Source organism: Clostridia bacterium, from assembly GCA_017410375.1.
Classification (GTDB): domain Bacteria; phylum Bacillota; class Clostridia; order RGIG6154; family RGIG6154; genus RGIG6154.
In genome coordinates this window covers 1-14,459 of sequence record JAFQQW010000063.1, presented here as the reverse complement: position 1 = coordinate 14,459, position 14,459 = coordinate 1, and the positions used below count along the sequence as shown (strand labels likewise).

The window sequence follows — 14,459 nt, the reverse complement described above, 5'->3', positions numbered from 1 at the left end:
TTTGATAAATGCGTTTTTGCTATGAACAAACTTCGCCTCTCGACGTACCTTTGTACGCCTTCGGGTAACCCCAAACCGCGATGCAACGCGGTTTGGGCTCAGTTTGTCCATTCCAAACATTTTTTCCTATTCCCTAAAAAAAGGGGCTGTAATAAATTTACAGCCCCTTTTTTTTATTTATTCTCCAGAAGCGGAGTAAATTTTTTGTCCCAGAAAAACAGTTTGAATTGATTTTCGGAGTTTTCAAGTTCGAACTGTACCGGAGAAGCGGAGGGGGCGGACTTAACCGTAACCAGGTGTCCGTTTTGATCATATTCACCCAATAAAACCGTATCGCAGGGGAGAATGTGGTTTTTCAAACCCAAAATAACATCTGTGTCACTTTGAAGAAGTAGTGGTTCATGCGGAACGGGAACTAAGCGGATATCTCGGGTTCGTAAATAGCCCGAGCCTGTTTTACGGAACGAAACAGAAACGGTTTCGCCTTTTTCAAAGTAACGGGTTGCCACCGAATACCAGCCGGTATCTGCGGTTTGCTGATTTATGGAAAACAGACTGAAATCGGCGTCGGTTGTATACAAAATACTTGCGCTTTGAGGTCCGTTTGTATGGCTTGCCGAAAAAATCTGAACATTATATCTGCCGCTTTGCGGTATGGTAAAGGTAAAGGTTGCTTTTGCATCTGTTGCGTTTGACGTAAAGCTGTTGCCGATAGATGAGTTGGTCCAGTTGCCTGCTGTCTCTGCACTGTCAAATGGGATTAAAACTGCGTCTTCAATGGTTTCGTTCCCCATGTATGGCGGAAGTGCACTGCTGATGGGTACCAGACGAATTTCCTTTGCGCGTAAGCATCTATATGGCATACCGTTTGTCAGCGAAATCACTATTTTTTCATTTTCTTTTAAATCATAAGTGCCGACACCATACCATCCTGTTTCCGAGTCCCTTTGGTTTATGGTATACCGTTTAAAGCTTTTATCGGTTAAAACATCAATGTCGGCAAAGGGTGTGGAATTGTCATGATGAACCGAACGGAACTGCAGTGCGTAGGTGCCTTCCTTCGGTGCGGTGCATTCCCACAAAGCAACCGCGTTTCCTGTAGAGAATTTGGAGCCGTTGTCTAAAGAAGAGTCTTTCCAGTTTCCGGCCGAAAAGGAATCCGAAAAGGTGTAGACTGTGCCACCGGACACGTCGCTTTCCAAAAGGGTTGCAGTAACAGGGGTGGGAGAGATGTTTGCCTTTTTCGTTTCGATACGGCAAAAAGCTAAAACCGAATCGTCAAAAACATCCTGCGATGTACTGAGCAGCACCATATTCCCTGAATCTGTCAGACGATAGGGGGTGTTTTCGGCAAGGGTATCCTGGTCTATGTAATCGGATTGTATGCTTATGTTTAATCCCAAGGCTTCGTTTAATTTGGCATATGGCAGGTAGTATTTCCCATCCTGCTTGTACGGAGAAAACTCGCCCCACTCGCAGATTTCGCCAAGATGCAAAAATGTATTTTCGTCCGGCAAAAAGGTTAAAGCGGTGTAGGCGTTATACTGCGAAATGGGCATCAGACGAAGGTGCGAAAGACGTGTGGCTTTTGGCATAGTCGCATCCGCCCGAACCGTGATTGTGTCTCCTTCCTGAAGCTCTAAGGTACCTAAATGATAGTAGTAGGACTTACCGGTGTTGGTAGGCACGGTATGTACCGTGGTTTCACCGCCATTTACCGAGACACTGCATTGCATGCTTGTGGCATTGTTATCGGCATAAAGACAGTGAATGTCCAAACTGTAGGTACCTGCTTTGGTAACCGGAAGCTCCCAGATTGCGTAATTGCCTTGACCGGCCCACATGTTGTCGGTGGTTAAAGAGGAATTGTCGCTCCAGTTTTCGCTTTTTTCTGTAATTTCCTCGTAGGAAATTAAGCCTTCGTCATGCATGGCAGTTAAAAGCGAGGATTTTGTTCCGGTATAAAGCAGATAGTCTGGAGAGTTCTGCAACCGATATTCATCGCCGAATGTGGCATAAAAGGAAAGGTCATCGATTAAAAGCTCGGTATTGCCCTCTGATGCAGATTCAATTGCAACATAGGCATATCCGTCAATATAAACATCGTTTAAAGTGAGCGAAATCCATTCTTCCGCGGAAGGGATTTTCTTTTGGGCGATTACACTGCCGTCCTTGTCATAAATCACCATGCGTGCCTTAGTAAAATCGCCTGTTGCTTTAAATTTGCCCGAAAATGTGTAATTGCCGCTCAGCAAATAATTAAATTCCTGCCCTGAAAATACCGAATAAGGAGTAGTGCTTGCGTGACGCAGACAGTATAACCCCTCATACGCCTCTTTGGTTCTTATGACATGGGAGGCTTCAGTATTTTCTTTGGTTATGTAGCAAAAGGGATATCTGCTTTTGCCTGCACGGTCATATTCAAAATTGCCGTTACCAAGCAAATTCTCATTTTTCAAAGGTATCTGATAGTAGCGGAAATAATCGTATTCCGAGCTTCCGAAATAGCCCGTTTCATCTGCTTTGGAATCGTCAATCATGTTTTGTAAGCCCCAGTCACTTTCGGGAGTTGCCACCGCAGTCAGCCAGAAATATCCCGGTCCGTAAACATTTAAACGGTCATCGGTGTTAATCAGCTTGCCGTCTAAGTAAAAATTTACCCGATCGGGTAGCCATTCCATACCCATCACAAAATAATCTTCGCTGAAATCCTGCTCGGTATAATAGTCGCGGAACCGACCTTCCCGTTCGTTCCACCAGTAAATCGTACCGTGGGAAAGACGGGCAGGCGCATGAGAATCAATTTCAAAGCCGTCAATTTCCAGTATGGTATTGTTCATGGGATAATTTTCGGGACGAGTAGTAAAAGAATTTCCACCCGAAATCCAAAACGACGAATGCAGACCCGCTGTGCCGCCGTAAACTTTGGCACGGGTTTCATAGTAGCCGTAGGGCAGATTGAAATTGGTAATTACACCGCCACCTGAATAAAGTCCGTCCACTTTTCGGTAATCCAAGTACAGCATTCCGTTTTTAACACGCACATTTTCGGCAAGATTCGGACCGCCATAAGGCGTACCTGAGCGCCAGTCCCAGATTGTTGTGTCCAAGGCATCTCCATCAAATTCATCTGCAAGAAGCAATTCATAGTCTGTGCTTGGCGGTGCTGCTATGGCTTGCAATGTACCAAAAAGCAGGGTGCAAAATATGCAAATCAATAATAGTCTTTTCATATGGTTCCATCCTTTTTTTGTTGTAAACCTATTATACTGTATCTTGTTGCAACTGTCAACTCAAAAAGCAAAAAAACGGTTTTTGTTGCGAAAACCGACTTACAAAATTTTAAATGTTGACAATTTGCTTTTTTTTGAGGTATTATATAAGTAAGTATAAAATAAGGAGAAGAAAATATGAAAACTTTAACTGTTGACAAATTGGACGTTCGCGCGTTTGAAAACCGCGATGAAATGGGTAAGGCTTCCGCAAAAGATGTAGCAGAATGCATTAAAAAGCTGCTTGCAGAAAAGGAAGAAATCAATATGATTTTTGCGGCAGCACCGTCCCAAAACGATATGCTTTATTATCTGGTGCGTGAAGAGGGAATTGAATGGAACAGAATCAATGCGTTCCACATGGATGAATATATTGGTTTGCCTGCCGATGCACCCCAGTGCTTCAGCAATTTCTTAAAGCAGTATATTTTTGATTTGGTTCCTTTTAAATCCGTAAACTTAATCAATCCTGCGGCAACCGACGCGGAAGAGGAATGTGCAAGATACACAAAGCTTTTAAAGGATCATCCCACAGATATCGTTTGCATGGGTATCGGTGAAAACGGACACATTGCATTCAATGACCCCCATGTGGCGTTCTTTAATGACCCCGAAACGGTAAAACGCGTTAGCCTTGATGAAATGTGCCGTAACCAGCAGGTGCATGATGGTTGCTTTGAAAGCCTGAATCAGGTTCCCGAATATGCAATGACCCTTACCATTCCGACCTTAATGAAGGCAACCTATAAATTCTGTGTAGTTCCTGCACCCACCAAAGCAAATGCCGTTAAGGAAACGGTAACGGGCGAAATTTCTGAAAAATGCCCTGCAACCGCAATGCGTGTAAACGACAATTCCATTATGTACTTAGATGCGGACAGCAGTGCACTTATTGCTGATTTGTTGAAATAAGGTGAGAACATGACTACTAAAATTACTAACGGAAAAGTGATTGCAGACGGTAAGCTTTTAGACAGCAATGTGTATTTTGAAAATGGCAAAATTACAGCAGTTACAAAAGAAGACTTGCCTTGCGATACTGTCATAGATGCTTCGGGAAAATATGTGTCTGCAGGTTTTATTGACATGCATACCCACGGCGCGGGCGGTTGTGACTTTTTGGATAATACGGAAGAAGCTTTTTTTACCGCTGCCAGAGTGCATGCTGAGCATGGTGCAACCACTATTGTGCCCACCATTACTTCAGGCTCAAACGAAAGCATGACAAATGCCATCAAAACCTTTGACAGCTTAAAGAACAAACCGCACAGCGGTGCAAATATGCCGGGGCTTCATTTAGAAGGTCCATACTTTGCCATGAGTCAGAAAGGTGCACAGGATGAACGTTTTGTGCGTGATTTTGACCCGGAAGAATATGAAGCAATTTTGTCTTCCTCGGATTCTGTCCTGCGTTGGAGCGGTGCACCCGAGAAAAACGGTGCAAAGGAATTTGGTGAATATCTTCGGAAAAAAGGCGTACTTGCCGCAATCGGACACAGTGATGCGGACAGCATCTGCGTGCGTGAGGCTTTTGAAAACGGCTTTACTCATGTGACCCATCTGTATTCCTGCACCAGCATTGTACATCGGAAAAATGCGTTCCGTTATGCAGGCATTGTAGAAGCGGCATACCTGATTGATGACATGACGGTTGAAATTATCGGCGACGGTATTCATCTTCCGCAGGATTTGCTGAAGCTCATTTATAAAATCAAGGGCAGAGATCATATCGCTCTGATTACCGACTGCATGCGCGGTGCAGGGATGGGAGACGGCGAGAGCATTTTGGGCGGTTTAAAGGACGGCATGAAGGTCGTAATTGAAGACGGCGTTGCAAAGCTTTTGGACCGTTCCGCTTTTGCAGGAAGTGTGTGTCTTTGTGACAGACTGGTGCGCACCGTTCGGGATTTAATGGAAATTCCCACAGAAGAAGCGGTGTATATGGCAACCAAAACCCCTGCACGCATCATGGGCTTTGACACAAAAGGGGATATTAAAGAAGGCTTAGATGCCGATATTGTTATTTTTGATGAAAATATTGTGATTGATAAAACAATTATTAACGGAATAACGGTGTATGAACATGATTGAAAGAAATCCAAGCTACATTTGTGTGGAAAAAGATATTGAAGTTTCGCATTGCAAAAAGGAACTGAGTTTTATTAATAACATTCCGCATCTGCATAGCGGATATGAGGTGTACTATAACATCAGTGGTGCAAAGGGGTTTATGTTAAACGGTGAGTTTTTCCGTTGCGGACACAGAGATTTGATTATCATCCCAAGAGTGCAGGCGCATAAGGTGCTTGTGCGGAAAAATGTGGAGTATGAACGGTGCATTATAAACTTTACCGAATCGGTTTTGGATTTGGTCGGGGTTTTATGTCCCGTGCAGACAGACCTTTCGTTTATCACAGACCCGACAAAAAAAGACAGAGCCGTAAACTTAACCGAAGAACAGCACGAGGAATATATGGCGCTTATTTCTGCTTATAAAGAGGCGGAAAAGGATGAAGATGGCTTAACAGGTCTTTCTGTGTTTGTGAATATTTTGTCCTTTTTGCAAAAACGGTTCGAAAATCCAAAGCGGACAGTGTATATAGATACGGAAGAAATCAATTATTGTGACAGAGTGATGCAACAAATCGAGCGAAGCTTTAAAACGGCCTCGGTTTCGGAAATTACTGACCGTATTTTTGTAAATGGCGACTACGCAAACCGTCTTTTCAAAGAGGAGACGGGGCTGACGATTAAACAGTATCTGACCTTGCGTAAAATTGCCGAATCCAAAAAGTATCTTTATTCGGGTAAAAGCGTAAAAGAAGCCTGCTTTTTATCGGGCTTTCGGGATTATGCAAACTTTATCCGGACCTTTAAAAAATACGAAGGCTTTTCGCCCGGTGAACTGGACGAGCTTGCAAAACCAATGTGAAAAAATGGGGTGGATATATGAATGTTCATGTAGTGGTTCCTTATGAAGGGGCAGAAACCAATCTTTATCTTTGGGCAAACGAAGAAAAGGAAATCAGGTTCCGTTTTGAAAAGAAAAGAGCAACCCGTTGTACCGTGTGCTATGCGGCAACCGAACTCCTGACTTATTTGAAAAAAATTGGCTTTTCCACCTCTTTTTCGGCAGAAAAAGGGAAAGGAATAAACATTTTTTTAAAAACAGACGATGTTTTATCTGATGGTGAGAGTTATAAAATTTCCGTTACCGACGGTGATGTTTTGATTTGCGGCAGCGGCAGAGCCGGCGTTTTGTACGGAGCGTATGATTTTCTGAAATTACAGGGGATTCGCTGGTTAAATCCCGAGGATGAAATCGTGCCTTCGGCGGTTGAAAAGCTGATTCTTCCCGAAAAACCAATCGAATTTACGCCATCTATGACCTTAGGACGCGGTTTTGATTTTGAAGGACTTTTAAAGGATTCCACAAAGCTGTGGAAATGGATGGCAAGAAACAAAATGAATCTTTCTTGTTACCGTCCGCACACTGCGGCATTACAGAAAAAGCTTTGCATGCAGTTTAAAATGGGTGGACATGTGTTTGATACCTTTTTAAATCCTGACCGTGTGTTAAAAAGCGGTAAAACCCTCTGGGAAGAGCATAATGAGTGGTACGGCCTGGATTACGAGAGCGAAAGAACAAAGGAAAATGCCCTCTGGACACAGTTTTGTATGAGCAACGAATCGCTTTTGGATTTCCTGGCAGATGATTTGTTAGAATACTTAAACCGTGAATGGTACGAGGCTGACCGTGTGGATATCTGGCCTCTTGACATCTGGACAAAGAGCTGTCAGTGTGAGAACTGTAAAAAACTTGGTAACGGCTCGGATAGAGCGCTAAATTTAATTTCGCATTTGCGAAAACGCATCAACAGGGCGGTGGACGAAAAGGTTTTAGACCGCAATGTGCGGCTTGTTCTTTGTTCTTACGAGGGTACAGATACCTTAAAGCCACCTGAAAATCCAATCCCCGAAAACATCATCAGCGACGGACTGGATTATATTGTGTATTATCCGATTCTGCGGTGTTACGCTCATACCTTTGATGATGCAGACTGCTCCATAAACAGCTACTATGAGGATTATTTAAAGGGCTGGAAGGACATTCCGATTATGATTGGTGAATACTACAATGTATCTAAATTTGAGGATATGCCTCTTCTTTTCACCAAAACCATGGCACATGATATCCGCCACTATTATGATTTGGGTGTGCGCGGTATGACCTATATGCATCTGCCTATGTTAGAATGGGGATTAAGAAATCTCACGCAGACTACATACGCAACTCTTTGCAATGATGTAAACGCTGACATTTCTGCATTGGAAGAAACTTATTTTAAAGACCGCTACGGCGACATGGCAGAAGATATGAAAGAGGTATATGCGCTTTGTGAAGAGGCTTGCAAATTCATCACAAGCTTTCGCTCGTTCCGAAACGATTGTGTGCTGATTAAAATGCGTTACTGGGACGGCACAAAGCCGGAAGAGGAATTTCCGCTTGACGACCATTTAAAGGGCAAAGCCATAGCCGAGGCTGAAAAAAGTGTTTTAAACTACACCAAAGCACTCGAAAAAATTCAGAATATCCGCAAAAAACATTTCTTAAGATTCGGCACAACGTATGTGGCTTCCTTAAAAGAAGCGGTAAATCCCGTAGAGCTTTACAAGCGCAGAACAGACGTGTTTGGCAGACGGCTTAACGAGAGTGTGCGACTGATTGAATACGGGAGAGATTTAATACAGCTTGAAGGCTTGTTTTTAAAGTATTATGATGCGCTTTTGCATAATGAAAGCGGTAACGAAATCTGGGCAGAGCTGGATGCACTTGTTATCAAGCTTACCGACCGTTATATGCCTTTAACATACATCAATTCTTTAGACAATATAGAGCTTTGCTGTAAGGATATGATTGAACGTTCACAGTTTAAAGAACAGTATTTTAAATGTATGAAATATCGCATTAAAGTAGGTTTACCTGTTTAAAATTGCACCCTGCTAAAAATGCGGGGTGTTTATATTTACTATTGTACAAAAAAAGTTTAATATTTTCCAAATACAAACAAATGGATATAGTGTATTATGAAAAAAAGGAGGATGAAATATGAAAAAAAGTATAGCTTTTCTACTTGTTTTGTGTATGCTTTGCTCCTGCTTGCCCGTGTTTGCGGCAAGCGACGGTGCAAAGCAGGAAATGACAGAAGAAGCCTTTGATGGCGAAATCATTGTTTCCCATACCCAGGCAGAAAAAACAGGGGAATGGAAAGAATCGGGGCTTTTGAATTACGACGGCAAGCCGACCGCTTTTGCAGGTCCAGAATCGGAAATTACTTTCACACCCAAAGGCTTGAAGAAAGGAAATTATGAGATTTACTATTGGGTAATATTGCATCCCAACAACAAAACCCAGCATTTTACCGTAAATCACAACGGCAAACAAAGCGAAACCTATGCACATTTTAAAATTGATGCAGGGGAAGAGGAAAAAGCAGGCTGGGTGTCTCTCGGTGTGTTTGATTTTGCGGGCAAAGGCAAGGAAAATCTGTATCTGAAAGCGTTAGAGGGCAACACCCGTGCAACAGCGGTGAAATTTGTACCCACCACCAAGGAAGCGCTGGGCAAAGAAATTCCTGTTGAAGAAGAGGCGCCCGAACAGGCAGAGCCGGGTGCGGCGAGGCTTTCCCATTCCATTGATTCTAACCTTTCGGGACATTGTTACTATGTTGGTGCGTGGGATTATTCCGGTGCACTTACAGGTCCTATGACGGTTGCGCCCTATTCCTTGTGGATTGCAGGCGCAGGTCCTGAGGCGTATGTAGAATACCGTCCCGAAATTTTGGCTGATTGTAATGTGCGTGTGTCTGTTTATCTGCTTTACTGGCCACAGTCGCAGGTGAATGATATTAAGTACGAAGTGTATCACAACGGCAAAGTAGACGAATTCCATTTAGACCCGACCTCCATCACCGAAAGTCAGTGGGTAACTTTGGGTACCTTTGATTTCGGAGGTAACGATGAAGATTATGTGCGTTTGGAATGTGTAAAGAGTGAAGAAGCAAACTTCAATACCCGCGCATCCACCGTGGCTTTTGAAATTATGAATGATGATGCCAAAAATGCAGACGACCCCGGTGCGGTTTGGCAAACCCGCTATGTTTCGCCCGATAAGGACAGCGAATCTGTTTATGTTTCGCAAACCTACTTGATGGCACCTATGAACAAGTTTGCGGATATGAAAGATCATTGGGCACATTACGATGTGGAATATATGGCGTTTGAAGGTCTTGTTTCGGGTGTTTCGGACGATACCTTTGACCCCGAAGCTAAGATTTCAAGAGCTGAATATGTGACCATTTTAGACAGAGCAATGGGTTACGAAATTATAAACGGAGACAGCTTTACAGATGTTTCGGCGGATAGCTGGTATGCCCCTTACGTTGCAACCGCAAAGGCAAACGGACTCCTAAACGGCTTGCCCACCGATGACGGTTTCAAACCCGAACAGCCCATCACCCGTGAGGAAATGGCACTCTTTACCTATAATGCCATAAAAGCAACCAAATGTAACGATGAATGGGTAAAATCTATGCCCGACGGCTGGGCAAATTTCTCTGATACCCAATCTGTGTCCGATTGGGCAAAAGAAGCGCTTAAATATTTGATTCAGACAGGTATCATCAAAGGTACATCCGATACCACCGTGTCACCTATGGAAAATGCAACAAGAGCCCAAGGTGCAGTTATCTTAAAACGCTTTATGCAGTCCTTTGTATGGGCAGGTCCGCCGACAGACGAAGAATGGGTTATGACTTTTAACGATGAATTTTTCGGTGACGGCTTGAATTATGATGTGTGGCAGTCGGATAATTATCCGTACGGCAACGGCATTTCTTCCACAAGAGGTCCTGATAATGTCGAAGTAAAAGACGGCGTTTTGCATATGATTACCAAAAAAGAACAAAAAGCCGACAAAGAATGGACAACGGCACACATTTGGGTAAAACCCGAAGTATTCCGTCAGGCTTACGGTTATTTTGAATCCCGCTACAAAATCTGTGCGGCAAACGGTATCAACAACGCGTTCTGGCTTATGACCTCGGGGGCAATGGTTTCGGACTACAGTCAGAATTTTGAAATTGATATCAACGAGGGGCATTATCCCAACGAAGTTTGTCCCACTTACCACTATTACAATACGGGCGAGCATAATTCCTATTCCAAACCCTACAGAGCGACTTATGATTTGTCGGAAGATTATCATACCTATGGACTTGAATGGAATCCCGATGAGCTGATTTACTATTTTGACAATAAGGAAATTGCAAGATACAAAAACGAAAATGCAACAATTCCGTTGTTCCCGTATCTGTCCTCGGCAGTATTAAGCTGGGCAGGCTCCATCGCAGGGGAAGAAGCACACGGCAGTGCACAGATTGTTGACTATGTGCGTGTATGGCAAAGACCCGAAGATGTAAACGATCCGAATAAAACGGCATTTAACCGACCGGTTGTGCCTGCAGAATTTGCAGGTATCAAGGGTGTGTTTATTGATAAACAGATTGTAGACAACACCACCTATCCGGGTGAAATCATTCTTGCGCCCGTAACAACAGGTGAGTGGAAGGATTCTATAGCAGTGCCGGGGCACACAGGACAAGGCCATTTGTTCTGCCAGAGAAAAGACAGCCGTGCAGACTTTATGTTAGACGGTATCAAGGCAGGCAAATACAAGATTTATTTCTGGCGCTTACCGCACGAAAGCAACAAACCGCAGGAAAATATATTCCTGGCAAAGCCTGACGGCACCGAAGAACTTGTGGGCTCTGTGGCACTTATACCAAACCCCGGCACAACAGCAGAGCCGGGTTGGGTGGAAATCGGCGAAGCAGACCTTACAAGCAAAGATATTTTGCGGCTGAATTATGTAAGCGGTATTTCCAGGGTTTCGGGCATTAAGCTTGTACCGATAAAATAATAAAAAGGATGGATAACGATGAAAAAATGTATTGCAACGATTTTAACCATTTTAATGCTTTGTTCTTGCTTGCCCGTGTTTGCAGCAAGCAAAGCGTCGGAGCAGGAAATTGTAAGTGAAACCTTTAAGGGGGAAATCATTGTTTCGGTTAAGGAGGCAGAGAAAACAGGCGATTGGACCGAGTCTACCGCAATCAAAAATTATGATGGTTCTTCTAATTTCTTTGCAAGTCCCGAAGCGTCGGTAACCTTTGCGCCCGATGGCTTGAAAAAAGGCAATTATGAACTGTATTACTGGGTACCTTTTCATGTGAACAATGCGGCAAAGCTGGTGTTTACGGTCAACCACAACGGTAAGCAATCCGAAACATTTGTGTATGCACAAACTGCTACGGATGAAACGGTAGAACCCGGCTGGGTTTCCATTGGTGTGTTTGATTTTGCAGGTTCGGGTGACGAAAATGTGTTGCTTACTGCAAGAGGAAACAACACGCGCGCGACAGCTGTAAAATTTGTACCAACCGATAAGGAGGCAACAGGTAAAATGGAAGAAGAACAGAAAGCAACAACCCCCGGTGACGCATCCCTTTCCAACGAAATTGATGCAGATCCAATGGGGAAATGTGTGTTTATCGGACCCTGGAGCTGGTCTTCTGCGGTTTTAGGCCCCTTGACACAGGCACCAAACTCCTTGTGGGTTCCCGGTGCAGGTCCCGAGGCTTATGTAGAGTACAATCCCGACATTATGGCAGACTGCAATGTGCGTATCTCTGTTTATCTGCTTTACTGGTCGGCAAATCAGGCGACCGATGTAAAATACACCGTATTCCACAACGGCAAAAAAGATGAATTTCATTTAGATCCCACATCTATCACAGAAAGTCAGTGGGTAACTTTAGGTACTTTTGATTTTGGCGGCAACAGTGAAGATTATGTGCTGTTAGAATGTACCGGAACCGGTACGGAAAACACCAATACACGCGCATCTACCGTTGCTTTTGAGATTATAAACGACGATGTGTCCAACCCCGACAGTAACGCAGCGGTATGGCAAACCCGTTATGTAACACCCCGTCAGGATAGCGAATCTGTGTATCTGGCGCAAAAAGCCAATATGGCATCTTTAGACAAGTTTACCGATATGAAAGACCATTGGGCACATTACGATGTGGAATATATGGCAAATGAAGGTCTTGTTTCGGGTGTTTCGGAAACTGAATTTGACCCCGAAGCGCAAATTACAAGAGCCGAATATGTAACCATTTTAGACCGTGCCATGAAATATGAAATGGTAAACGACGAATCTTTTGCAGATGTAGCACAAGATGCCTGGTATGCGCCTTACGTTGCAACCGCAAAGGCAAACGGACTTTTAAATGGATTACCGACCGATGACGGCTTTAAGCCCGAACAACCCATTACCCGTGAGGAAATGGCTCTCTTTACCTATAATGCTATCAAAGCGACCAAACGAAATGACGAGTGGGTAAAAACATTGCCCGACAGTTGGGCAGACTTTACCGATACTGTATCCGTTTCGGATTGGGCAAAAGACGCACTGAAATACTTAATTCAGACAGGCATTATTAAGGGTACGTCCGATACTACTGTATCGCCTATGGAAAACGCAACAAGAGCGCAGGGCGCGGTTATCTTAAAGCGGTTTATGCAGAGCTTTGTATGGGCAGGCCCTCCGTCTGACAAAGAATGGGTTATGACTTTTAATGACGAGTTCTTGGGCGATGGCGTGAACTTTGATGTTTGGGAATCGGATAAATATCCCTATGGCGGTGGTATTAAATCCACAAGAGGTCCCGAAAACTTAGAAGTGAAAGACGGAAGTCTTTATATGCTCACCAAAAAAGAAAAGAAAGCCGATAAAGAATGGACTACCGCACATATGTGGGTGAAACCCGATGTGTTCCGCCAGAGCTACGGTTATTTTGAAGCAAGATACAAAATTTGTGCCGCAAACGGTTTGAATAACGCATTCTGGCTGATGACACATCCGAGACTGGTTTCGGACAGCACACAAAACTTTGAAATTGATATCAACGAGGGACATTATCCCAATGAAGTGTGTCCCACATATCATCATTATGAAACAGGTGAGCATAAATCCAACACAAGAGCATACCGTGCAGGCTATGATTTGTCGCAGGATTATCATACCTATGCGTTGGAATGGACGGAAGCGGAATTGATTTACTATTTTGACGGTATGGAAATTGCAAGATATACCAACGCAAATGCCCATATTCCGCTGTTCCCGTACTTGTCTTCTGCCGTTTTAAGTTGGGCAGGCTCTATTGAAGATGATGCCCACGGCACGGCACAAATTGTAGATTATGTTCGTGTATGGCAGACCAAAGCTGATGCAGAAAACCCCGAAAGAACCCTTTTCAATCAGCCGATGTCGGCAGCAGCTTCCAATGGTGTTGCGGCAGTTAGCATAGACACACAGCAGGTGGATAATGAAAGCAAACCGGGCGAAATTATCATTGCTCCGGAGTATGTCGGTGACTGGAAAGATTCGTCTGCTGCACCCAATTATCAGGGAACATATCATAAATTCTCCCAGACAAGCGGTGACTATGCAGATTTTAAGCCGGATGGTATAAAGGCGGGTAAATACAAGGTTTATTACTGGAGATTGCCCCATGTAAACAACAAAAACCAGGAAAATATTCTGCTTGTAAAGGCAGACGGTACCGAATCGGTTGTCGGCTCTGTGGCGCTTATTCCCTTTGATGGTGTTCAAGCGGATGCAGGCTGGATTGAAATCGGCGAAGCGGAGCTTACCGCAACCGATGTTTTACGCATCAAGTGCACGGGACTTACCACTCGTGCTTCCGGCATCAAGCTTGTACCTATAAAATAATGAAAAGAGGATGCCTTGGCATCCTTTCAGACCGTCGAAAAAGTCGTTCTACCGCAAGCAATGTCATTCTGAACGAACGAAGTGAAGTGGCAGTGGCGTTGCCCGAATCAGAGATTTAGAACACTGTTGCATAGGGGACTGTTAGCCAAATCAAAGATTTGGACAGCACCCCTAAAGAATCTTAAGGAACGAACTGATGTTAAATGGAGCGGAATCCATCGAGGATTCCGCTCCATTGCTTGCTTTTTACCAATTTGAACTCTACCGTACCTTTGTACGCCGACGAATTCAAATTGTCAAAATATAACTTCCTTTTTCGCACTCTG

General features: G+C 43.9%; 7 protein-coding genes. 6 read left to right on the top strand and 1 reads right to left on the bottom strand.

Going from position 1 to position 14,459, the window contains the following annotated elements; all coding sequences use genetic code 11:
• Positions 1–173 precede the first annotated feature (173 nt).
• Positions 174–3,233: a family 16 glycosylhydrolase gene (locus IJE10_10395; GenBank protein ID MBQ2968514.1), complete on the bottom strand. Its 3,060-nt coding sequence runs from the start codon at positions 3,231–3,233 to the stop codon at positions 174–176.
• 177 nt (positions 3,234–3,410) lie between these two features.
• Between IJE10_10395 and IJE10_10390 the strand changes: the two genes are divergently transcribed.
• From IJE10_10390 to IJE10_10365, 6 genes are all read left to right on the top strand, one after another.
• Positions 3,411–4,184 (top strand): glucosamine-6-phosphate deaminase, encoded by a 774-nt coding sequence (locus IJE10_10390; protein MBQ2968513.1) that lies wholly within the window; start codon positions 3,411–3,413, stop codon positions 4,182–4,184.
• A gap of 9 nt (positions 4,185–4,193) precedes the next feature.
• Positions 4,194–5,363: an N-acetylglucosamine-6-phosphate deacetylase gene (nagA, locus tag IJE10_10385; GenBank protein MBQ2968512.1), complete on the top strand. Its 1,170-nt coding sequence runs from the start codon at positions 4,194–4,196 to the stop codon at positions 5,361–5,363.
• On the top strand, positions 5,350–6,204 hold the full coding sequence (locus tag IJE10_10380) for an AraC family transcriptional regulator (GenBank protein MBQ2968511.1): 855 nt from the start codon (positions 5,350–5,352) through the stop codon (positions 6,202–6,204). The genes nagA and IJE10_10380 overlap by 14 nt, the downstream gene beginning before the upstream one ends.
• Before the next feature lie 17 nt (positions 6,205–6,221).
• Complete coding sequence (locus IJE10_10375; protein ID MBQ2968510.1) at positions 6,222–8,264, top strand: DUF4838 domain-containing protein; 2,043 nt, start codon at positions 6,222–6,224, stop codon at positions 8,262–8,264.
• A 118-nt stretch (positions 8,265–8,382) separates the two neighbouring features.
• Positions 8,383–11,253, top strand: coding sequence for an S-layer homology domain-containing protein (locus IJE10_10370; protein ID MBQ2968509.1), 2,871 nt, complete (start codon positions 8,383–8,385; stop codon positions 11,251–11,253).
• Between the two features lie 18 nt (positions 11,254–11,271).
• The gene (locus IJE10_10365; GenBank protein ID MBQ2968508.1) at positions 11,272–14,133 is read left to right on the top strand and encodes an S-layer homology domain-containing protein; all 2,862 of its coding nucleotides are present in this window, start codon (positions 11,272–11,274) and stop codon (positions 14,131–14,133) included.
• Positions 14,134–14,459 lie beyond the last annotated feature (326 nt).